General features: G+C 49.5%; 18 protein-coding genes. 14 read left to right on the top strand and 4 right to left on the bottom strand.

The annotated features are described in order from the left end of the window. Window position 1 precedes the first annotated feature (1 nt). The gene (locus tag L6J37_RS16305; protein WP_237795907.1) at window positions 2-3,178 is read left to right on the top strand and encodes an efflux RND transporter permease subunit; all 3,177 of its coding nucleotides are present in this window, start codon (window positions 2-4) and stop codon (window positions 3,176-3,178) included. A 110-nt stretch (window positions 3,179-3,288) separates the two neighbouring features. On the opposite strand, the gene L6J37_RS16300 is transcribed toward L6J37_RS16305, so the two are convergent. Both L6J37_RS16300 and L6J37_RS16295 read right to left on the bottom strand, forming a co-directional pair. Then, a complete protein-coding gene (locus L6J37_RS16300) occupies window positions 3,289-4,764 on the bottom strand; it encodes a Na+/H+ antiporter NhaC family protein (RefSeq protein WP_192013856.1) in 1,476 nt (491 codons plus the stop codon). 26 nt (window positions 4,765-4,790) lie between these two features. Then, window positions 4,791-6,137, bottom strand: a complete 1,347-nt coding sequence (locus tag L6J37_RS16295; protein ID WP_237795906.1) for a glutamine synthetase family protein — start codon at window positions 6,135-6,137, stop codon at window positions 4,791-4,793. A 201-nt stretch (window positions 6,138-6,338) separates the two neighbouring features. Between L6J37_RS16295 and L6J37_RS16290 the strand changes: the two genes are divergently transcribed. Genes L6J37_RS16290 through gabT form a run of 8 tightly spaced genes read left to right on the top strand, consistent with a single transcriptional unit; the run spans window position 6,339 to window position 15,222 of the window. Then, on the top strand, window positions 6,339-7,103 hold the full coding sequence (locus L6J37_RS16290; protein ID WP_192013853.1) for a gamma-glutamyl-gamma-aminobutyrate hydrolase family protein: 765 nt from the start codon (window positions 6,339-6,341) through the stop codon (window positions 7,101-7,103). Then, window positions 7,093-7,647, top strand: coding sequence for an HTH-type transcriptional regulator PuuR (gene puuR / locus L6J37_RS16285; RefSeq protein WP_027251152.1), 555 nt, complete (start codon window positions 7,093-7,095; stop codon window positions 7,645-7,647). Before L6J37_RS16290 ends, puuR begins: the two co-directional genes overlap by 11 nt. 24 nt (window positions 7,648-7,671) lie before the next feature. Continuing rightward, on the top strand, window positions 7,672-9,159 hold the full coding sequence (locus tag L6J37_RS16280) for an aldehyde dehydrogenase (RefSeq protein WP_218385451.1): 1,488 nt from the start codon (window positions 7,672-7,674) through the stop codon (window positions 9,157-9,159). A gap of 12 nt (window positions 9,160-9,171) precedes the next feature. After that, the gene (locus L6J37_RS16275) at window positions 9,172-10,449 is read left to right on the top strand and encodes an NAD(P)/FAD-dependent oxidoreductase (protein WP_192013849.1); all 1,278 of its coding nucleotides are present in this window, start codon (window positions 9,172-9,174) and stop codon (window positions 10,447-10,449) included. Between the two features lie 22 nt (window positions 10,450-10,471). After that, window positions 10,472-11,341: an N-carbamoylputrescine amidase gene (gene aguB, locus L6J37_RS16270; protein WP_192013847.1), complete on the top strand. Its 870-nt coding sequence runs from the start codon at window positions 10,472-10,474 to the stop codon at window positions 11,339-11,341. A gap of 30 nt (window positions 11,342-11,371) precedes the next feature. Continuing rightward, a complete protein-coding gene (gene aguA, locus L6J37_RS16265) occupies window positions 11,372-12,475 on the top strand; it encodes an agmatine deiminase (RefSeq protein ID WP_237795905.1) in 1,104 nt (367 codons plus the stop codon). Window positions 12,476-12,504: 29 nt separating this feature from the next. Further along, a complete protein-coding gene (locus L6J37_RS16260) occupies window positions 12,505-13,938 on the top strand; it encodes an NAD-dependent succinate-semialdehyde dehydrogenase (RefSeq protein ID WP_237795904.1) in 1,434 nt (477 codons plus the stop codon). A 12-nt stretch (window positions 13,939-13,950) separates the two neighbouring features. Next, the gene (gene gabT / locus L6J37_RS16255) at window positions 13,951-15,222 is read left to right on the top strand and encodes a 4-aminobutyrate--2-oxoglutarate transaminase (RefSeq protein WP_237795903.1); all 1,272 of its coding nucleotides are present in this window, start codon (window positions 13,951-13,953) and stop codon (window positions 15,220-15,222) included. 142 nt (window positions 15,223-15,364) lie between these two features. Here the strand turns inward: gabT and L6J37_RS16250 are convergent, their stop codons facing one another. Together L6J37_RS16250 and L6J37_RS16245 are read right to left on the bottom strand one after the other, a co-directional pair. Continuing rightward, window positions 15,365-15,820 carry a hypothetical protein gene (locus tag L6J37_RS16250; RefSeq protein WP_192013839.1) on the bottom strand — a complete coding sequence of 152 codons (456 nt, stop codon included), beginning with the start codon at window positions 15,818-15,820 and terminating at the stop codon, window positions 15,365-15,367. Window positions 15,821-16,088: 268 nt separating this feature from the next. Continuing rightward, window positions 16,089-17,735: an ABC-ATPase domain-containing protein gene (locus L6J37_RS16245; RefSeq protein ID WP_237795901.1), complete on the bottom strand. Its 1,647-nt coding sequence runs from the start codon at window positions 17,733-17,735 to the stop codon at window positions 16,089-16,091. Between the two features lie 188 nt (window positions 17,736-17,923). On the opposite strand from L6J37_RS16245, the gene L6J37_RS16240 reads away from it, so the two are divergent. The 5 genes from L6J37_RS16240 to L6J37_RS16220 all read left to right on the top strand — a co-directional run bounded on the left by L6J37_RS16240 (window position 17,924) and on the right by L6J37_RS16220 (window position 21,992). Then, the gene (locus tag L6J37_RS16240) at window positions 17,924-18,160 is read left to right on the top strand and encodes a hypothetical protein (protein ID WP_027251161.1); all 237 of its coding nucleotides are present in this window, start codon (window positions 17,924-17,926) and stop codon (window positions 18,158-18,160) included. 104 nt (window positions 18,161-18,264) lie between these two features. After that, entirely contained in the window at window positions 18,265-18,546 is a 282-nt protein-coding gene (gene ppiC, locus L6J37_RS16235) for a peptidylprolyl isomerase PpiC (RefSeq protein WP_027251162.1), read from the top strand. A 962-nt stretch (window positions 18,547-19,508) separates the two neighbouring features. Further along, window positions 19,509-20,831, top strand: a complete 1,323-nt coding sequence (locus L6J37_RS16230; protein WP_237795900.1) for a hypothetical protein — start codon at window positions 19,509-19,511, stop codon at window positions 20,829-20,831. A gap of 89 nt (window positions 20,832-20,920) precedes the next feature. After that, complete coding sequence (locus tag L6J37_RS16225; RefSeq protein ID WP_237795898.1) at window positions 20,921-21,610, top strand: helix-turn-helix transcriptional regulator; 690 nt, start codon at window positions 20,921-20,923, stop codon at window positions 21,608-21,610. A gap of 61 nt (window positions 21,611-21,671) precedes the next feature. Beyond that, entirely contained in the window at window positions 21,672-21,992 is a 321-nt protein-coding gene (locus L6J37_RS16220; RefSeq protein ID WP_237795896.1) for a hypothetical protein, read from the top strand. The last annotated feature ends 113 nt before the right edge of the window (window positions 21,993-22,105 follow it).

Raw genomic sequence — 22,105 nt, 5'->3', positions numbered from 1 at the left:
AATGCTTGGGATGATAGATGCCGCATTGCATCGTACCCGTACCGTTGTCCTTATTCTGCTGCTTCTTTTGGTTGCCGGGTATATGAGTTACCAGAGTATTCCTAAAGAAGCGGAACCGGATATTACCATTCCCTTTATTTACGTCTCGATTTCCCATAGCGGTATTTCACCGGAAGATGCTGAACGCTTGTTGCTGCGACCCATGGAGAAGGAATTGCGCGGCTTAGATGGCGTGAAAGAAATGACATCAACCGCCAGTGAAGGGCATGGTTCGGTGTTACTGGAATTTGTGGCCGGGGCCGATACCAACAGTGCCTTAGCGGATGTGCGCGAGAAAGTGAGTCTGGCAAAGGCGAAATTGCCGGATGGCACAGACGAGCCGACGGTTAATGAAGTCACTATGGCCTCTGAAAATCCGGCCATCACAGTTATGTTGTCGGGCACTGCGCCAGAAAGAGCACTGATTACCATCGCTCGTGATCTTAAAGATAAGCTGGAAAGCATGCGGGAAGTGCTGGAAGTGGATATCGGTGGGGATCGGGAAGACATGATTGAGATTCTGGTTGATCCGCTGCTGATGGAAAGCTACGACCTGGATCAGCAAGATATTTATAACCTGATATCCCGTAATAACCGGCTTGTAGCGGCAGGTACACTCGACAGCGGGCAGGGGCGTTTTCCGATCAAGCTGCCTTCTGTCTTCGACAATATTAAAGATGTCATGGAAATGCCGGTTAAGGTGTCTGGCGATAAAGTGATTACCTTTGGTGATGTCGCTACTGTTCGCAGGACGTTTCAGGATGCCGAGTCTTATGCGCGCGTGAATGGTAAGCCTGCGGTATCGCTGGAAGTCAAAAAGCGGCCTGGTGAAAATATCATCCAGACGGTCGAAGGTGTGAAAGCACTGATTGAAAAAGAGCGCGAATTCTGGCCGCCAACCATCGCGGTGGATTACACCGGTGATCAGTCAAAACATGTCAAAACCATGTTGAACGACCTGCAAAATAACGTGCTGTCTGCCATTTTGCTGGTGGTCATTGTGATTATCGCTATTCTTGGTGCGCGTACGGCATTGCTGGTGGGAATTGCCATTCCAGGCTCGTTTCTCACCGGGATTCTGGCATTGGCCGTGCTGGGTTATACGGTCAACATGGTAGTGCTATTTGCTCTGATCATGGCCGTTGGTATGCTGGTAGACGGTGCCATTGTGGTCACTGAATACGCCGACCGCGAAATGAGTGAAGGCACGCCGCGCTATGAAGCCTACAAAAAAGCCTCAAAGCGTATGGCCTGGCCGATTATTGCCTCCACAGCAACGACGCTGGCAGCTTTTGGCCCGTTACTCTTCTGGCCGGGTATCATGGGCGAGTTCATGAAATTCCTGCCATTGACGCTGATCATGACCTTAGTTGCCTCTTTGGCGATGGCATTGATTTTTGTGCCGACATTAGGTGGCTTGTTTGGTAAGCCGCGGCCCATCTCTGCTGAAAAACGTCAGCAACTGATTGAAGCTGAAGAGGGAGATATTGAGCACCTGCCAGGTTTCACCGGCAATTATGTCCGGGTACTGAAAGCGGCGGTCAAACGGCCGTGGAAGGTGTTATTCGGCGCGTTGTTGTTTTCGCTGGCGGTTATCCTGCTGTACGGCAAAGCCGGTAACGGGACGGAATTTTTCCCTGAGGTGGAGCCGGAAGGGTTTAATATCGTTGTTCGATCTCAGGGCGATTTATCTATTGAAGAGAAAGATCGTCTGATCAAAGAGGTGGAACGCCAACTATTGAACCTACCTGAGGTAGAAACCCTGTATGCGCGCTCGGGAGGCGATGACCGAATTGGTATGCTTAGGGTTAACCTGATTGACTGGCAAGACAGACGTCCGGCGGCGGAAACGATTGAAGAGATTAAGCTGCGCACCGCCGGGCTTGCCGGGCTGGAAATTGAAGTGCGGCAGGATCAGGCTGGGCCACCAACGGGCGATAAAGATGTCAACCTGCAAATCAGTTCACGCTTTCCTGCACTGCTGAAAGACTCAGTTGCGAAAGTCCGTAAGGAACTGGAATCTAACCCTGCCTTCACCAACATTGATGATACCGGCCCTAAACCGGGTATCGAATGGCAGATAAAAGTTGATCGGGCCGATGCCGCGCGGTTTGGCGCAGATGCCACTTTGGTCGGAAATAATGTCCAGTTTGTCACAACAGGGTTAACGCTCGGCGAATACCGGGCTGATGACGTTGATGATGAAATGGATATCCGTGTGCGGTTCCCGGAACAGTACCGGCATATTACCCGCCTTGAAGAGCTACGGCTGAAAACGGCGCAGGGGCAGATTCCGCTCAGTAACTTCAGTACTTTAGAAGCCGCCAACAAGCTGGATACCATCAAAAAAGTGGATGGACGTCAGGCGCTGTCGGTAACGGCTGACATGGCGCCCGGTTATAATCTGAGTAAAGTCATTCCTGAAGTCATGGCGCGTTTACCCGAACTGGGGCTGGATCCCAGGGTCCAGATTACGCTCCGAGGGGAAAACGAAGAGCAGGAGAAAGCGTCGGCTTTCCTGAGTAAAGCCTTCCTGGTTGCGATGGCTGTGATGGCGATTATTCTGGTCACCCAGTTTAATTCTTTCTATCAGGCTTTTCTGATCCTGACAGCTGTTCTGTTCTCAACGGTCGGTGTACTGCTTGGGATGCTGGTGTTCAATCAGCCGTTTGGCATAGTGATGTCAGGGATTGGTATCATCTCGCTGGCCGGGATAGTCGTGAATAACAATATCGTTCTGATTGATACCTATAACGTGCTCAGAAACCAGGGCATGGAGCCGATTGAGGCGATTCTTCGCACCGGCGCCCAGCGCTTACGTCCTGTAATGATGACCACAGTCACCACCATTTTAGGCTTGATGCCAATGGTACTGATGGTGAATGTGGATCTGATACAGCGCAAAGTGGAATTTGGCGCCCCGTCTACGCAAATGTGGGCACAACTTGCCACAGCCGTGGCGGGCGGGCTGGCCTTTGCAACGGTTCTGACGCTGGTGATAACCCCTTGTATGCTGGCGCTGGGCGTGCATCGTCAGCAGCGTAAGAAACAGAAAGCAAAAAGCACGCATTCACCGCATCTGATCGATGAAGCAATGCTTGATGATGAAGAGGTGAAATCGCTGGAAAAAGTCAGTTAACGATCTGGCTTGTTCTGTACCGAGCTGAACCATAAAAAGAACCGCCACCTTTTTCAAGGTGGCGGTTTTTCTTGGGCTAGGTTTTTCTTGAGTTAGGTGTTGCGTTGTTATCAGGCGATAACCAGAAAGAACACTGCGGTTGCAACAATACCAATCAGTGCATAAGGGATTTGAGTCAGGGCGTGCTGCATAGCGGTACAGCCACTGCCTTGTGCAGACAGAACCGTGGAGTCACTGAAGAAGCATGAGTGACTGCCGGCCGCAGACGCTGACAACAGCGCGCCGATAGTGATAGAGACAGGTACACCCAGGTGCGCACCCAGCGGGAATACAATCGGCATGGCTACCGCAAACAATCCCCAGGATGAGGCGGTCGCAAAGACCAGCGCGGCCATCACAAGGAAGATGATTGCAGGGAACATTTGTGCCGACAGGTAAGGCGAAACAGTTTCGATAACATACTGTGTCAGACCCAACTGATCATTGACGTTTTTCAGCATGAAACCGGCGATGACGGTTGCCAGAGGTAACATCATGATTTTGATACCGTCATAGACAGCCTCAAACATGGTGTTCACCGGCATCAGACGCTGTACGCCGTAAAGGAACATGGTGAAAATCATGGCAACGAAGACGCCAGCCAGCAAATCAATATCGAAATACCAGCTTGCGGCAACCAGCACTATCATAGGCAGGGCAAAGTTCAGTACACCAATGGTTGAGTTTGGATGCGCTTTCACATCTTCACCTAGTGCAATGTCAACGCCACCGTCAGGCTGCACCTGACCATTCTGTGCACGTTTCTCTGCCGCTTTCATCGCACCCAGGTCAGGGATTTTTCCAGTGGCTACCAGGAACACAACCAGCAGTGTTACCCAGCCGTATGCCATATAGGGAATCGCATCTATATAGGCACTGATCCCTTTGCCGGATGCGGCAATGTCGTTATCTTCCAGCAGCGAGCTGAAGAATATAGCCCAGGTGGAAATAGGCAGCAGGATACAAACCGGTGCGGCGGTGGAATCGACCAGATAAGCCAGTTTCTCACGAGAGATTTTGTAGCTGTCTGTAATGCGCTTCATCGATGACGAAATCGCAATCGCATTCAGGTAGTCATCAATGAAGACCAGAATACCCAGCACGAAAGTCAGTACCATTGACTGGCGTTTGCTTTTGACTTTAGTGACCAAAGCTTCACTAAAACTCAGGATACTGCCGCCTTTTTCCAGTATGGTGATCAATCCGCCCATTAAGCCGCAGACCAGAATCAGCCAGGCAATGGTTTCATCCATCATGACTGTCATCGACACATCGACGACATTCCCGACGATCTGCTGAGGATCTATCATAATCAGGCCGACGATAGCGCCACTGAACAGGGCCTCGACGGTTCGGTGAGTTAACAACGCCACGGCCAGAACGAAAATGGTCGGTAACAAACTGTACCAGCCATAGGGCGTTCCTGATTCATGGGTGTTACCAATAATGGCAAAAGTCCCGATGATCCCGGCAATTGCCAGAATAACCGACATGCTCTTCGCATTTGGCTTCTGCGGCGCATCTAATGCAGGTGTTTTCACTGTCATACAAGAATTCCTTTCCTATCTTTCAGTTACGCTGAATGAAGCATCCACTCAATTTCCAGTGGCGTGACGGCTTTTTCAAAGTCCGCCAGTTCACGTTGCTTGCATGCTAGATAAAGCGAGATAAATGATTGCGGTAGGTACATCGACATTAGCTCGCTTGATGCAAGCTTTATTAGTGCGTCCGGCATGCGAAGAGGTAACTCTACCGCATTGTCGGCCAGTTGTGGTGGGCATTGCTCAAAAGTAAAACGTTCGCTGGCAAGCAAGCCAGCCAAGAGCACTGAAGCAAGCACATACGGGTTGACATCTGCTCCAGCGATACGATGTTCAATACGGCGGTTATGGCTGTCACTCATTGGTATTCTGAGTGCAACCCCGCGGTGGTTTTCTCCCCAGTTGGCATGGGTGGGCGTGTACATAGAAGCCGAGAAGCGGCGGTATGAATTCACGTTAGGGCAAAGCAGTGCCATGGAATCCGGCATCATGGCCAGCATGGCAGCCAGCGTCTGGTAATAGAAGGGGCTGGCTTCGCCTTCCTTATCGGAAAACAGGTTCTTGCCGTCTTTATCTACCACGCTCAGATGCATGTGTTTGCCGTTACCGGCTTCGTCAGCATAGGGTTTAGCCATGAAAGTGACATCGAAATCATGGGCCTGAGCAACCTGGCGAATTAACCGTTTAGCCAGAATGACCTGATCGCAAGCATTAACAACATCTTGCTGGTGGTTAAAGTTGATCTCGAACTGACCAGGCGCCGATTCAGACAGCGCGCCTGACGTATTCAGTCCCTGAGCAACGGCAGCGTCATTCAGATCGCGTAAAAACGCGGAATAATCATCAAGATTCTCTACGTTGTACACATCTGAACGGTACTCTCTGTCATGGTGGATGGGATTGAGAGGCGGTTGGATAGCGCCCTTAACCCCGCGGTTTTTATCCAGCAGATAAAACTCAAGCTCAATCGCGACAACCGGAAACTGCTCGCGTTGGTGAAGCTGCTCAAGCAGGCTCACCAGAACAGAGCGGATACAAAGGTCTGTCGGCTGGCTGCCTGACTCATCCATCATGGTCAGCATGACCTGGCCGACTTCAGGATTAAAGGTGGTGGTCAATGTGCCTGGAACCGGGTAACAGATATGATCTGGTTCACCCAGTGCCTCGCCGAGTCCCGCTTCTTCAACCACATTCCCTTCAATGCTCAGCGAGATAGTAGAGAGAGGTAAGTAAACGCCTTTCTCTATTTTTTCAACCGCTTCGACTGGAATACGTTTGCCTCTCGGGGTTGCGTTGATGTCGGTAAAGAGCAAATCAACGAACCTGATCTCTGGCCACTTTTGTTTAAAATTTTTAACTTCTTCTTTAAATCCGTTCATTCACGAAACACCTCGTGTGGATACATCCTGTAACTTATATTTAACAGAAGAACGCCAAATGGCAATAATTGTGTTCAAAATGTTCGAAATATCGAACGTTGATCAAATTTTAGTAACATCATTGTAAATTGCAGGTTGATTTCCCTTACTGCTCTAAGCTAGGTTTGTTCAATAAATCGAACACTGATGGCAGGAGAGACCATGATGAACTCAACAAAAGCTGGACCGGTAATTGGCGTTGTATGCTGTAAAAAATCACTGGAAGGCTATGGCATTCAAAGTGTTAATGAGTTCTATCTCCATGCGATAAAGCAGTTTGGTGCCAACCCGGTTCTGTTCCCGTCGGGCTCTACGGCTGAAGAAATTAAGCAACTGATTGGATTGGTCGACGGCGTGCTGCTGACCGGCAGCCATTCGAATGTTGCGCCTGCCCGTTACGGTGCAGAACATGATGAACCGAAAAAAGATGAAGGCCGTGATGCTCTGTCATTTGCACTGATAGATACCTGTATCAAAGAGAACGTGCCTATTCTCGGTATCTGCCGCGGATTTCAGGAAATGAATGTTGCGCTTGGTGGATCACTGCACCCGAAAGTGCATGAAGTTGAAGGCTTTAACGATCACAGGGAAAGCCCGCTTAATGACATGGTCCTCAAGTATTCACCGGCTCATCCGGTAAATATTTCTGACAATGGCATCTTTGCCGACTGGCTGGCGCCGCTGGACAACATTGAAGTGAATTCTCTGCACGGCCAGGGTGTTAATCAATTAGCACCAGGTCTTACCGTGGAAGCCGTTGCACCGGATGGTTTGATTGAAGCCTTTAGTTTACAGGCGCATCCATTCTTTATTGGTGTGCAGTGGCACCCAGAATGGCAAGCGACTGAAAACCATTTTTCACGAATTTTGTTTGATCAGTTTATGATATCGGCTTCAAAACGAAGGAGCCTCCATGATGGAAACTGACTCAATTGGTAAAAAAATCGCACAGCTTAGAAAAGAATACAAATTGTCTCAGCGTGAACTGGCAGAAAAAGCCGATATCACCCACAGCGCTATCTCATCAATCGAGAACAGCAAGGTGAGTCCGTCGGTCAGTTCATTACACAAGATAGTGAAAGTGTTCGATATGTCCTTGTCTGAGTTTTTTACACAAGATCAGGCATTTGATGAGCGTCCGGTGGTGATTAAGCCTGATCAGCTCATTGAAATGGGCAACGAACAAGTTTCAATGAAACTGGTCTGCGACGGCCGTAAAGACAGACAAATGGGCTTTTTGATTGAGGTATACCAGCCTCATTCAAGCACAGGACTGATAAGCATTAAACACGAAGGTGAGGAAAGCGGAACGGTACTGGAAGGTGAAATAGAACTGGCGCTGGGTGACAAAACCTATGTTATCGGCGAAGGGGAAAGTTACCTGTTTGATACCAGTATTCCTCACAAGTTTACCAACAGAACGGACAAACTTTGCCGGATTGTCAGCGCACATACCCCGGCTAGTTTCTGACGTCCACACCCAAAAGGAAGGCGTATGAACACTCAACAGCAATGGACAGCACTAAAACAGCAGATAGAAATTGAAGCCAGGGCATTCATTCACGGTGAATACCAGCATGCCCAGAGTGGTAACACCTTTGCTGTGATCAACCCTGCGACAGACGAGCATCTTGTTGATGTTGCCCGCTGTGACGCAAAGGATGCAGCAATTGCTGTTGAGATGGCCAGAAGTGCCTTTAATCGCGGAGACTGGCAGGATCAGAGTCCGGCACAGAGAAAAGCTGTGTTACTGGCGTTTGCCGACCTGATCGATCAGGAGCGGGAAACCCTGGCCCTGCTGGAAACCCTGGATACCGGTAAACCTATCAGTCACAGTTTCAGTACTGATATTCCCGGCGCTGCCGCGGCCATTCGCTGGTACGCCGAAGCGATTGATAAAACCTATGGCGAAGTAGCGCCCACTGAAGTCAATGTGCATGCCTATATCACGCATCAGCCCATTGGTGTCGTTGCGGCCATAGTGCCCTGGAACTTTCCACTATGGCTCGCGTGTTGGAAATTAGGACCAGCGCTGGCGGCCGGAAACAGTGTGATTCTCAAACCCTCTGAAAAGTCACCGTTAACCGCGATCCATCTTGGCAAACTGGCCAAACAGGCCGGTATCCCGGACGGTGTGTTTCAGGTATTGCCTGGATTCGGGCATGAAGTGGGGGATGCGCTCGCCCGTCATGATGATGTGGATTGCATCACCTTCACCGGCTCAACCCGGGTAGCCCGTCAACTGATGGTGTGTTCGGGCGAATCCAATATGAAACGTGTCTGGGCCGAAGCGGGCGGTAAAAATGCCAATATCGTGTTCGCGGATTACAAGAATCTGGACAAGGCAGCGGCGGAAACCGCAGCGGGCTGTTTCTATAACCAGGGCGAAGTGTGCGTGGCAGCCACCCGCTTGCTGGTACATGAAAGCATCAAAGATGCGTTTGTCGCCAAAGTCATCGCGGCATCACACACCTTTACTCCGAAAGATCCGCTCGATCCTGCTTCGTCAATGGGCGCACTGATCGATCAGGATCACAAAGCCAAAGTGCTGGATTATGTCGCCAAAGGGGAAGCGGCCGGTGCCAAAGTGCTGTGCGGCGGTGATGTCGCAGGGCAAGGTGCCTTTGTTGCCCCGGTGGTGTTAGGTGATGTCAGTAATGACATGGCTGTTGCCCGTGAAGAAATTTTTGGTCCTGTGTTGTGCGTGATCCCGTTCAGCACAGAAGAAGAAGCGATTGCGATCGCCAACGATTCCCCCTATGGGCTGGGTGCCGCGTTATGGACGTCCGATCTGGACCGTGCACACCGGGTTGCCCGTCAGCTTCAGGCGGGTTCGGTCTGGATTAATAACTACAACGAAGGTGACATGACAGTTCCGTTTGGCGGCTTTAAACAAAGCGGCAATGGTCGGGATAAATCACTGCATGCCCTGGAGAAGTTCACAGAGGTGAAAACCACTTGGCTTCGTCTTGAGTCGTACTAAAAGGAGTTTACTGTGATTAATCATACCGGTTCTTTCTACGCCGCTACGGCGAACTATACGCGAGAGTTTCGCACCCTGACCGATAACATCGAGTGCGATGTGTGTATCGTGGGTGCGGGTTTCAGCGGTCTGTCATCGGCGCTGCACCTGGCGAAAAAAGGCTTTAAGGTTGTGGTCCTCGAAAGTGCCAAAGTGGGCTTTGGCGCGACGGGCCGTAACGGCGGACAAATTGTCAACAGCTACAGCCGCGATGTCGATGTCATCGAGAAACGTTACGATAAAAAGACCTCAGATGCGCTGTGCAGCATGATTTTTGAAGGTGGCGATATTATTCGCGGCCTGATAGAAGAATTTAACATTGACTGTGATCATCGTCAGGGCGGCCTGTTTACTGCGGTGAACAACAAGCAGTTAGAAGGACTGAAGCACCATAAAGCCAACTGGGAGCGCTACGGCAATAAAGAGATGACACTGCTCGATAAAGCTGAGCTGCAAACTATGGTGGGCACTGACGTCTACGAAGGCGGTTTGCTGGACATGCGTGGCGGCCATATTCATTCACTGAACCTGGCGCTGGGCGAAGCCGAAGCCATTATTCAGATGGGCGGACAGATTTTTGAACAGTCAGCCGTTACCCGGATTGAAAAAGGCGCCAAACCTGTTGCTCACACCAGCCAGGGCTCAGTCAAAGCGCAATATATGGTACTGGCCGGCAATGCTTATCTGGGTGGTCTGGCGCCGAATATCAGCAATAAAGCCATTCCATGCGGCACACAGGTGGTGACGACAGAACAATTGTCAGATGCACTGTGCGATGAGCTGCTGCCGCAACGTTACTGCGTAGAAGACTGTAATTACCTGCTGGATTACTTCCGTATTACCGGCGACAACCGGATGCTGTTTGGCGGCGGTGTGGTATACGGCGCACGTGATCCGGCCAACGTAGAGAAACTGATCCGTCCGAAGATGGAGAAAGTCTTCCCTCAGCTAAAAGGCGTGAAGCTGGACTTTGCCTGGACCGGTAACTTCTTGCTGACCTATTCACGTATGCCGCAATTTGGCAGTTTTGCTGACAACATTTACTACCTGCAAGGATACAGCGGCCATGGCATTACCTGTACGCATCTTGCCGGCAAACTGCTGGCTGAAGCGCTGACCGGACATGCTGAGCGTTTTGATGCATTTGCGTCTCTGCGTCATTACGCCTTCCCGGGCGGGCGCCATTTCCAGGTGCCGTTTACGGCGCTTGGGGCCGCTTACTACAACTTACGCGACAAGCTCGCTATCTAAGGATCGGAAAAGGAAGAGAACAATGTCAAAGACAGTGACTTTTGCTTCAGTGCAGCTTTCGATGTCGTGGGATATCGATAATAACCTGAAAAAGATCAGCCAGGCGGTGAAAGAAGCCGCTGACAATGGCGCGAACGTTGTGGTGCTGCAAGAACTCTTTGCTGCTCCTTACTTCTGTAAAGAACAGGTAGCCAAGTATTTCGATCTGGCTGAAGAAACCGACAACAGCCCGTTGATTGATCACATGAGCCAGCTGGCGCGTGAATTCAATGTTGTGATACCGGTGAGTTACTTTGAGCGTTCAGGCAACAGCTTTTTTAACTCTCTGGTGATGATCGACGCTGACGGCACTGTGATGGACAACTACCGTAAGTCACACATTCCTGATGGTCCGGGTTATAGCGAGAAATTCTACTTCAGCCCTGGTGATACCGGCTTCAAAGTCTGGCAAACCCGGTTTGGCAAGTTTGGGGTTGGGATCTGCTGGGATCAGTGGTTCCCGGAGCTGGCACGCTGTCTGGCGCTGGCGGGCGCAGAAGCGATTTTCTATCCGACTGCTATTGGCTCTGAGCCTCAGGATCCAACGCTGGACTCACGCGATCACTGGCAGCGCACTATGCAGGGGCATTCTGCTGCCAACCTGATCCCTGTGATCGCCGCCAACCGCACCGGTGTAGAAACCGACGATGGCATTGAAACCACCTTCTATGGCTCGTCGTTTATTACCGATCATACCGGCAAGAAACTGGCTGAAGCGGGCCGTGATGAAGAAACCATCATTTATGCTGCTATAGATTTGGAAGCAACAGCCAAAGCGCGTTACAGCTGGGGTCTGTTCCGTGACCGACGTCCTGATTTGTACACACGCATCAACTCCCTGACGGGTAAGTAATACACTCGGAACATAGAAAGGAAGACTGCCATGGAACGACAGGGCACCCCTTCAGAGCACGGCTATTATTTCCCTGCGGAGTTTGCTCCGCAGGAACAGGTTTGGCTGGCATGGCCGGAGCGGCCTGATAACTGGCGTGAGACTGCGAAGCCAGCGCAGCACGCTTTTACTCAGGTTGCGACGGCCATCAGCCAACATATTAAGGTCTGTGTGGCTGTCAGCCCCAATCAGTACCTGACGGCAACGCTCATGTTGCCAGAAGAGATTGAGATCGTTGAAATGCCGCTCAATGACGCCTGGATGAGAGACATCGGCCCGACAGTCGTGGTGAACGATAGCGGTGATCGTCGTGGCATCAGCTGGCAGTTCAATGCATGGGGCGGAGAAGTTGATGGCTTGTATGCCCCCTGGAATGACGACGATCAGGTGGCGGCGACAATTTGCGAACACCTCGGGCTGGATTACTATCGCGCACCTTTTGTACTGGAAGGGGGAGCGATTCACACTGACGGTGAAGGCACCCTGTATACCACGGAAGAATGCCTGCTGTCTGCCGGGCGTAATCCGCATCTCAGCAAAGCAGAGATCGAAGCGTATCTGGCCGATTACCTGTCAGTCAGCAAGGTGATCTGGCTGCAGGATGGTTTGTTTAACGACGAGACCAATGGTCATGTCGATAACCTGCTGCACGTGATTGCGCCAGGTGAAGTGGTCTTAAGCTGGTGTGATGATCCTGACGATCCGCAGTATGCGATTTCCCGCCGGGCACTGGATGTGCTGAAGAACAGCACCGATGCGAAAGGCCGGCGTATCAGGGTGCACAAGCTGCCGATCCCGGGTCCGCTATATTTAACACAAGAGGAAGCGGCCGGTATTGAGCCATCAGGTGGAATGAAACGCGAAGCGGGCGAACGTTTGGGCGGCTCATATGCCAACTTCCTGATGTGTAACAAAAACGTGTTTTTACCCTTGCTGGACTCAGCCAGTGATCAGCAAGCCATGGATATTCTGCAAGCGGCGCTGCCGGACTATCAGATTATCGGTATACCGACCCGGGAAGTGCTGCTTGGCGGCGGCAATATCCATTGTATTACTCAGCAGATCCCTGACGCACTTGCCTGCAAACAGGGCTGACAGGTCTGGTCAAATGAAAAGGTTTTATTATGCAGCAAATTAAGAACCGCACTTTGCTCGCCTTTGTGTGCGAGCCATCCGACACCTCTCTGGCTGTGACCAATCCGGCTGACGGTGAAGTGTTGTGTCATATTCCGACTCAGAATGAAGCGGAAATTGCTTCTGCCATTGAACGCGCCAATACCGCGCAAAAAGCCTGGGCGAAAACCAGCGCCAAAGAGCGTGCGGTGATCCTGCGTCGCTGGTTTGATCTGATTATGCAAAACCAGGACGATCTCGGCCGTCTGATGACCCTGGAACAGGGCAAGCCGCTGGCCGAAGCCAAAGGCGAAGTGGCCTACGGTGCCAGCTTTATTGAGTGGTTCTCGGAAGAAGCGAAACGCACCTATGGCGATTCCATTCCTGGCCCGACGACAGATAAACGTATCGTGACGATCAAGCAGCCCATCGGTGTGGCCTGTGCCATCACTCCCTGGAACTTCCCGATTGCGATGATCACCCGTAAAGCTGCGCCTGCACTGGCGGCGGGCTGTACCTTTATCTGCAAACCCGCCAATCAGACGCCTTTGTCAGCCTACGCGGTGGCTGAATTAGGTTATCAGGCCGGTATCCCGCGCGACGCGCTTCAATTGGTCGTGAATGCCTCGTCCAGCATGGTGGGCAAGGTGTTCACCGGCAGTTCGCTGATCCGTAAGTTGTCTTTTACCGGTTCTACCGGTGTAGGACGGCTGCTGATGGCGCAATGCGCCGACAGCATTAAGCGGACTTCGATGGAGCTGGGCGGCAACGCGCCATTCATCGTGTTTGATGATGCCGATATCGATCTGACAGTGAAAGGCGCGCTGGCCTCTAAATTCCGTAATGCCGGCCAAACCTGCGTGTGTGCCAACCGCTTCTACGTGCAAGACGGTGTTTACGATGCCTTCGTTGCCAAATTCAAAGCGGAAGTTGAAAAGCTGAAAGTGGGCAACGGGCTGGACGAAGGCGTGACTATCGGCCCTGTGATTGATGCGTCGGCCAAAGAGAAGATCATGCACTTAACGGATCACACCGTTGCTCAGGGCGCAAGACTGGTGACGGGTGGACAGCAGCTTGACGGCCTGTTTGTCCAGCCGACGATTCTGGCGGATGTCACGCACGACATGGATATCGTGCAGGAGGAAATCTTTGGCCCGATTGCACCTGTCATCCGGTTCAGCACTGATGACGAGCTGATCAACATGGCAAACGACACCATTTATGGCCTCGCTTCTTACTTCTACAGCCAGAACATCAACCGGATCTGGAAAGTGGCAGAAGCACTGGAATACGGCATGGTGGGGATCAATGAAGGCATGATTTCAACCGAAGTGGCCCCGTTTGGCGGGGTGAAACAATCCGGTATCGGACGTGAAGGTGCCAAGCAAGGCATCGACGAATACATGGACATTAAATACCTCTGTTTTGGCGGCATTCAAGCATAAGGAAGGGAAGTGATGAGCAATCAAGTATGGCAAGCACGTAAGCAACAAGTTATCGCACAGGGAATGGGCAACCTGAATCCGCTGTATGTAGAAACTGCAAAGAATGCCGAAATCTGGGATATCGAAGGTAATCGCTATATTGATTTTGGTTCGGGTATCGCGGTGAACAACACAGGCCATTTGCACCCGCGTATTGTCGAAGCGGTGAAAGCGCAGCTGGATAATTTTTCCCATACCTGTGCCATGGTGACGCCGTATACGTCCTTCGTGGAACTGGCGGAACAACTGACAGCACGCGCCCCTGGTAACACAGCGAAAAAAGCCGTCTTTCTGACCACAGGTGCAGAAGCGGTCGAAAACGCCATCAAAGTTGCCCGTGCGCACACCAAACGCAGTGGCGTGATTGCGTTTAAAGGCGGATTCCACGGCCGGACCAATATGACCATGGGGCTGACCGGTAAAGTGGCACCTTACAAAGCGGGTTTCGGTCCCTTCCCGGGCGAAATCTATCATGCCCCTTATCCGAATGCGTTCCACGGCATCAGTATTGAAGACAGTCTGCAGGCGATTGACGATCTGTTCGCCTGTGACATTGAACCGTCACGTGTTGCCGCCATTATTTTTGAGCCGGTTCAGGGTGAAGGGGGCTTTTATCAGGCGCCGCCTGCGTTTGCTCAGGCGCTGCGTGAACTGTGTGACAAACACGGTATCCTGCTGATTGCCGATGAAATTCAAACCGGTTTTGCCCGTACCGGCAAAATGTTCGCTACTGAGTACTTGGGTATTGAACCGGACATGATGACCATGGCGAAAGGGATTGCCGGTGGTTTCCCAATCTCAGCCCTGGTGGGTAAAGCCAATATCATGGACGCTGCTGGCCCCGGTGGTTTGGGCGGGACTTATGCCGGTTCGCCTCTGGGTTGTGCCGCAGGTCTGGAAGTGCTCAAGATCATTGATGAAGAGCAGCTGTGCGAGAAAGCCCTGAAAATCGGTGAGGTGATGACCAGCCATTTCCGCTCGCTGCAATCTGATTTCCCTGTGATTGGTGAGGTACGAAATCTGGGCGCGATGATCGCCGTCGAGTTTGTCGATCCTCAAACTGGGGCACCCATGGCGGATCTGACCAAATTGCTGGTGGCTCAGGCGCGGGAAGAAGGTGTTATTCTGTTGTCTTGTGGTGTGAAAGGGAACGTTATCCGTTTCCTGCCTGCCCTGACGATTGAAGATGAGATCCTTGCCGAAGGCATCGAGAAAGTGAAAAAAGCACTGGCAGCCTTGGTTTAAAAACGAGGTTCAGTACTGGTTTCATGGATGCCAGCTGCACAAAAAATAAAAGGGCATACGATGTGATGCCCTTTATTTTTTAAATTGAATCTGTCGTATTCCATTGTTTATTTTTGATGATTCAGACACATGGCTGAATACGTTAGACTGCGGTCACCAATACACCAATGGCGTTTTGTTCGTGATAAATCGAGTGGTGAGCCGGGTCATTAGCATAGTCCTGAAGGGCATGTCTTGCCGTCGCGCTATATCCGATCGCGACAACCCATCTTGAGCCGGGGTTCGGCGCCGGATAATGTACGATTTTATTCATGTCCTGCTGAGCCGAGGCAAGGAGGACGGCACCTGCGTTCGTTGCACTTTCAACTTTAAGTTCAATCGCATACCTCCCATCATTATCCTGAGCCAGTGCATCTAAGCGCCAGTTTCCATTCGGCGGCGGATAAGGCACTTCACGAGTGGCTTGTATCCCTGCCTGACGGAAAAGAAGAATCAGTTCGACTTGCATCCATATTTCCCAGGCAGCACCGGTTGTAATGGCTTCTGTGATTCGTGCTGAATCATTGAGAATCATATAAGCTAAATTTTGGTTATTCATGATTTACCCTTCCTGATAATTGAATGGAAAGCGGTTCATTCTGACTTATTGGTTCAGTGCTATGAACACGCACAGGGTAAGAATATGCTTTCTCCTAAAAGCCGCCTTTTATAGGCTCACAGAAAACTTTCTCAGAATCATTGAATAAAAAGGGGAGCAAGAACAGCTCACCAGAATGGACTGAAAGGGTTGTCAGCGTTGAATAAAAAAACAGGCATACCTGAGTATGCCTGATGAAAACAGTGTGTTGCGGTTGAACAAGCGTGATTTATTTAAACTCGGATTTGCGCATCCGGTTCAAGACGGCCATGACATCGACAACACGAGGTTTGGCTAAATCACCATAGTTTGGCATGGTGCGGAACCATTCATCCTGCAGCATTTTCTGGAAGGCGGTGACGGGTTGCTTTTCCCAGCCTTTGAGCTGCGCCAGCTGACACCATAACCAACCAATAGTATGAAGCTGGCTGGCATCGGCAATTTGCTCTAAGGCCTGCAGATCCACGAACTCACGACCAAAACGCAGACTTTGTTTGTTTTTGACCTGGATACGGAATTTACCTTCTTCCAGTTGTGCCTGAAGCCCGGAGCGGTTCAGCTGGCGAACACGCGGTTGCTCAATGGTATCGCTGCCTTCCGGCTGGCGCTGAGTTGGATGCGACTGCACGACAGTTTTTGCTTTAGCGGTGACATCAACAGCTTCATAGTTGTGCATCTGAATCACTGTATCAGCAACATCCAGATAGTCACCGGAACCGCCCATCACCAGCATGACAGAGACGTTCAGGTGATTGCGCAGCAAAGCAATACGATCGACCAATGGGGTGATAGGTTCATCTTCTTTCGCAATCAGTGCCTGCATGCGCTCGTCACGGATCATAAAGTTCGACGCTGAGGTATCTTCATCGATCAACAGGGTTTGGGCACCGGCTTCCAGCGACTCTTGCAACCAGGCTGCCTGCGACGTCGAGCCTGAGGCATTTTGTGTGCTAAAGCAGGTGGTGTCTTTACCCATAGGCAGATTATTGATGTAAGGCGACAAATCGACGCTGTGGACACAGCGGCCATCTTCTGCACGAATTTTGCTGGCAGTTTCATCGGCAACCACATATTCGCGGCCATCACCCGGGACATGATCATACACAGCATTCTCGACCGCATTCAGCAGGGTCGATTTGCCGTGAAAACCACCACCGACAATCATGGTAATGCCGGTAGGGATACCCATACCGCGCAGTTTACCCGCGTGAGGTGAGTCTAATTCAACAGCCAGGCTGTCCGGGCTGATGAATGGCACAGCGTCAGGCATTGGCTGCTCGCTGTTACCGGCAAGGCGTGGTAACACACTGTGATCGGCCACGAAGGCAATCAGGTTTTTTTCTTTGAGCTGTGAACGCAGTGCCACCTGATCTTCAACGGTTTCACAATGGCGGCGCAGATCGTCCATCGGCAGTTCACGTGCAATCGTCGCGCGACGAATGATTTTCGGCAGCGTGAAGGTCAGCAGGTTGAGCGCTTTCTTGGCAATGATGGTACGGCCGTCAGCAGGGAGATCGACACGAAAACGCAGTTCAATGGCATCGTCGTCGAAAACGACAGCAGTGCGGTCCAAAACGGCCTGACCCGGACGGTCAATCTGAATCTCGTTCACTTCTCTGGCCAGTTCCGCAAACTGACGGGCGATAAAATCACGCGCTGCGCGCTGATAGTCTGCCGACTGGTTTTTCAGCCAGGCCAGATCCGTGAGTGACCACTGGCGCCGGGCGCGAACGCGTGTCGCAGGCGCGAAAGGATCCGACTGAGGGATATCGATAAAGAAATCGTAATCAACAAAGTTATACTGACCCCGCAGGCTGGAATAGCTGCGATAATTACGACGGTCAATTTTTTTGAGTCTGGCTTCTAGTAAGTCCATGGTCACTCGATATCACTGGCAATAAACATTGGGGGCAGGAGTGTACACCAAAGCACAGTTATGTGCATGTTATTCGGTGATCCAGCTCTCGCTTATCAGGCATTCAAACCTTAGTCTAATTGTTAGCGTACCGGGTTTTCGTCACTGTGATGAGAAAAGACACTTTCCACGCTATTCAAGGAGTCAGTATGTTGGAAATGGCATCAAAGTCGGCCGAATGGCTATTACTGCTCAGCGGCGTGATCCTGATCTTGACCAGTATGGTGCAATACGGTCGCCGCACCCGCAACTGGGGCGGGGTAATGACGATGTTCTACAAGCGCGTCAGCATGACAGCTATCGAATTCAAGTTTTACCGTTCAGGTGTGGCTGCCGTGATATTGGCTATTGTGCTCAGAATGGTGAACCTGATTTTCTGGCCATAATCGTGGTGCTGCTGAGAGCGCAGAATTAAGCGAAAACTTGCCAGTTGATGTGATTTGTCGCACACTTGCCGCCCATCAAGATTCTGACAATAAAGGCGGGTATTATGGCCTCTACCGCAGCGGCACTGCACATTCTGGTGAAGCATAAAGAACAAGCTGACGATATTTTGCAGCAGCTGAAAAAAGGCGCAAAATTTCAGACCCTGGCAAAGAAATATTCAACCTGTCCATCCGGCAAGCGCGGTGGCGATCTGGGCGAATTTCGCAAAGGTATGATGGTGCCGGCTTTCGATAAAGCCGTATTCACCGGCAAAGTGCTGGAACCGATTGGCCCGGTGAAGACCAAGTTTGGGTATCATGTGATTAAGGTGTTGTATCGTACTTGAGTTTTTATGACTTCTTTTGAGGGAGTTTGTTTGTCGCGCTTGAGTCTGAAGTATCCCTTAATATCCCACTCAGCGCGCCAGGTACTCTTTTAAGGCAAAAAGAGTACCCAGAAATGCCTTTTTGTTCTTTGGTGTGGTCCGGGTCGGTTGTAGGCGCTCCCGGCACCGACAACCTAAAAATTCGTCCTGAATTTTTCCCTGTGGGAGAGGTAAGCCTAGGTCTTCTCATTTCTGCTTTATAGCACACGCCAAAATCTATTTAAATTAAATATAATTCAATATCTTATCGTCATTCCCGCGTAGGCGGGAATCCATGTGGCGAGTGCAATTTCTGAAGTTTAGCTGGTATGTCGCGCATTTGGTTCTGTGTCTCATTTGACATTGTTTGATGCGCGCCAAGTACTCTTTTAAGGCAAAAAGAGTACCCAGAAATGCCTTGTTGTTCTTTGGTGTGGTCCGGGTCGGTTGTAGTCGCTCCCGGCGCCGACAACCTAAAAATTCGTCCTGAATTTTTCCCTGGGGGAGAGGCAAGCCTCGAACTTTTCATTTCTACTTTTATAGTACACGCCAAAATCTATTAAAATTAAATATAATTCAATACCTTACTGTCATTCCCGCGCAGGCGGGAATCCATAGAGCGAGTGCGATAGTATGGTTTCTTGGTACTGGATAAGTGAACGATGTCGCTTTTCTCACAAGCGTATATGTCGCTGATTTTTGCGGTAAGTCATAAAATACAAGAAAAGTATGAAATATCAGTTTGTTAGCAGAAGTGGATTGAGTAGGATATGCGACATGGTGTCGTGTATCTTACTGATAGATTTATCTGGCTAAGAAAATTTAGTTTAATATAATCAATGTCTTAAGTTATTTCTGATTGAGAGAGTTATATGACAGAGTTATATGACAGAGTTATACGACATGGTGTCGTTGAATAAAATGTTAAATGCCCAGGGAAGCTCGTGGATATTCTAAATAATAGAGAAATTTCAATTGCGTTATGGCTTCTGGCAATTTCGATTTACATTTTTTCTTCTTCGAAAATGGCAGAGGTCAGAAACGCCTTCAAAGGAGTCATGGCAGCTTTGTTTGTTCGACAAATAATGTCCGTCCTTTGTTTAATGATTGCTTATATGGCAATTGTCATTTACTGGCTTTCTGATTTTGGGCTATGGGATTTTGAACAGCTAAAAAATACTGTTTTTTGGTGCGTTTCTGTTGGTTTTATCTCGCTATTTAAGCTTGAAAAAATCAAAAAAGATAAGCATTTTTTCAAGCATTCAGTTTTAGATAACTTGAAACTACTAGCGATTCTTCAATTTGTCGTTGGTGTATATACTTTCACTCTTTGGGTCGAGGTTCTGCTAGTTCCAGTTTTAACATTATTGGGAGCTATGCTTGCTATTGCTGAAACCGACAGAAAACATAATCAGGTAAAGGTGTTCCTAGAATATTGCCTATCTTCTTTCGGGGTAGTCTTAATCGTTTATACTTTGTACATGTTAATAACTAATTTTGGTGAATTTGGGAAAGAAAAAACTGCGTACGACTTCTTTGTTCCACCATTGCTGACTCTCTGTTACTTACCATTCGTTTTCTTTATGTTGGTTTATTCAACATATGAGCAGGTCTTTGTTCGTCTAAGGTTTTCAATACAAAGCCGGTTCCATAGATATGCAGCTAAACTCTATGCATTTATATTGTTTAATGTTCGGCTCAGTCTGCTTGAGCGATGGTCATTTCAAGTCGCCAAAGCAAACATAGAGTCACACTCTGATCTGATTGATACCTTTAAATATATATTTAAAGTGAGAAATTCTGAGAAGAATCCAAAGGAAGTGCCAAAAGAGCAAGGTTGGAGCCCTTACAAAGCTAAAGAGTTTCTAGTAAACGAAGGGTTGAGCACAGGATTCTATAATAAATCTTTCGAAGAAGAATGGCTTGCATCATCCCCAATGAAAGAATTTAGCGATGGTATTATCCCAGATAATATCGCTTATTATGTTGAAGGTTCTGAAGACGTTGCAAAAGTACTGAAGCTTAAAGTGAACGTGAATGATGCTTCCAGAACCCATCAGGCATGTGAAAAATTAGAGACTATGGCAGAAGTTTTGAGTGCCTCTAGCTTGAACCTACCTTTATCCGATGGTATGAAAAGTGCTATTTCAGGTTGTAATTCATATTTTGAAAAAGTTGAGGGTAAGACAATTGCCTTGGTTGTAGAGCATTGGCCAAATCATAAGTTCAATGGTTTTGATCTCAAACTCGTGATATCAAGCATTTAACAAGCCACTGCACTCGGAAATTTTACTCGCTTCGCTCCCAAAATTCCGGTGAGTGGAGCGTTAGGCCACCGAACAAGCAAGGATAGAGTGTGCGAAAATCAGACCGGCTTTTTCAGTTAACCAATATTCTGCGCAGGCACCAGCCAATTACAGCTAAGCAGTTGGCTGAAAAGTTAATGGTGTCTGAAAGAACGATCTATCGCTATATTGATGATTTGTCGTTGTCTGGAATACCAATTTATGGTGAGCCAGGTGTTGGATACCGGCTGTCAGAAGGATTCGAGTTGCCGCCATTACAATTGTCGCCGTGTGAGCTGGAAGCACTGATTGCTGGGGTGAGTTTCACTGCGTCTTTGACTGGAAAGGATTTTGCTACTTCAGCACATTCTCTATTATCAAAGATCGAAGCAGTATTGCCGAATGAATCAAAGCTGATTTCCAGTGAAGATAGAGTGGTTAGAGTGCCCGCTAACCATCGTGGATCTGAGGCGTATCACGTGTGGGGAACGGTTCATTCAGCTATAGCGACAAAGCGTTGGCTCACTATCGGCTATAACTCTCTTTCAGAGGTTGCGACGTCGAGAACAATATTTCCTTTAGGGCTGTTCTATTGGGGGGGTAGATGGACGTTAGGCGGTTGGTGTGAGCTACGCGGCAACTATAGAGACTTTCGGGTGGACCGCATATGCAGATTAGAACTTTGTGACCATGAAGGTGCTTTGCCCGAGGGAGTTTCTTTGCCGGCATATATTGAATTTAAAAGCGCAAAAGCCGACTGACACAATGCTGTCAGTAGTGAAGTCTTAGAGTTGGTGTTCAACCAATAACTGAGGCATTGACATGATAAAAAATAGTAACATTGACAGCATTGGCGGTATGGAGTTCGCGACCTTCAAACTGAAAGAGGGTGTGACAGAAGCCACATTAGTAGAGCTGTCTAAGCAAGTCGAGATAGAGTTTCTAAGTCAGCAAGAGGAACTAGTTCTTCATTTTCTGGTGCGTGGCACAGATGGCATTTATGCCGATGTGGCGATCGCAAGTTCTCAGGAAAAAGCCGAGGAGTATTGCCAGCAGTGGTTGAATAACAAAGTGGCGTTGGAATACTTAGAGCTTATCGACGAAGAATCTGTGAACATGACGTTCTGGAGGAGAATCAACTAACAGCCTAACAAAAGGCTGCACAGGAAGCCAAAAGCCTCGCTTTTGTCTCCTGTGAGCCTAGCGTTAGGGCTTACTCATAGACAGGATCTTTAGCCCTAACCCCATATTTTAGA

Origin of the sequence: Photobacterium sp. WH77, from assembly GCF_022014395.1 — a bacterium.
Classification (GTDB): Bacteria; Pseudomonadota; Gammaproteobacteria; order Enterobacterales; family Vibrionaceae; genus Photobacterium; species Photobacterium arenosum.
The sequence above is the reverse complement of the archived record's forward strand: the minus strand, read 5'-3'. Positions and strand labels throughout refer to the sequence as shown.

Bases quoted from the DNA above. Each gene is read 5' to 3' on its own strand.
- L6J37_RS16305 (WP_237795907.1), top strand. From the start codon at position 2: ATGCTTGGGATGATAGATGCCGCATTGCATCGTACCCGTACCGTTGTC.
- L6J37_RS16300 (WP_192013856.1), bottom strand. From the start codon at position 4,764: ATGACAGTGAAAACACCTGCATTAGATGCGCCGCAGAAGCCAAATGCG.
- L6J37_RS16295 (WP_237795906.1), bottom strand. From the start codon at position 6,137: ATGAACGGATTTAAAGAAGAAGTTAAAAATTTTAAACAAAAGTGGCCA.
- L6J37_RS16290 (WP_192013853.1), top strand. From the start codon at position 6,339: ATGATGAACTCAACAAAAGCTGGACCGGTAATTGGCGTTGTATGCTGT.
- puuR (WP_027251152.1), top strand. From the start codon at position 7,093: ATGGAAACTGACTCAATTGGTAAAAAAATCGCACAGCTTAGAAAAGAA.
- L6J37_RS16280 (WP_218385451.1), top strand. From the start codon at position 7,672: ATGAACACTCAACAGCAATGGACAGCACTAAAACAGCAGATAGAAATT.
- aguB (WP_192013847.1), top strand. From the start codon at position 10,472: ATGTCAAAGACAGTGACTTTTGCTTCAGTGCAGCTTTCGATGTCGTGG.
- aguA (WP_237795905.1), top strand. From the start codon at position 11,372: ATGGAACGACAGGGCACCCCTTCAGAGCACGGCTATTATTTCCCTGCG.
- L6J37_RS16260 (WP_237795904.1), top strand. From the start codon at position 12,505: ATGCAGCAAATTAAGAACCGCACTTTGCTCGCCTTTGTGTGCGAGCCA.
- gabT (WP_237795903.1), top strand. From the start codon at position 13,951: ATGAGCAATCAAGTATGGCAAGCACGTAAGCAACAAGTTATCGCACAG.
- L6J37_RS16250 (WP_192013839.1), bottom strand. From the start codon at position 15,820: ATGAATAACCAAAATTTAGCTTATATGATTCTCAATGATTCAGCACGA.
- L6J37_RS16245 (WP_237795901.1), bottom strand. From the start codon at position 17,735: ATGGACTTACTAGAAGCCAGACTCAAAAAAATTGACCGTCGTAATTAT.
- L6J37_RS16240 (WP_027251161.1), top strand. From the start codon at position 17,924: ATGTTGGAAATGGCATCAAAGTCGGCCGAATGGCTATTACTGCTCAGC.
- ppiC (WP_027251162.1), top strand. From the start codon at position 18,265: ATGGCCTCTACCGCAGCGGCACTGCACATTCTGGTGAAGCATAAAGAA.
- L6J37_RS16220 (WP_237795896.1), top strand. From the start codon at position 21,672: ATGATAAAAAATAGTAACATTGACAGCATTGGCGGTATGGAGTTCGCG.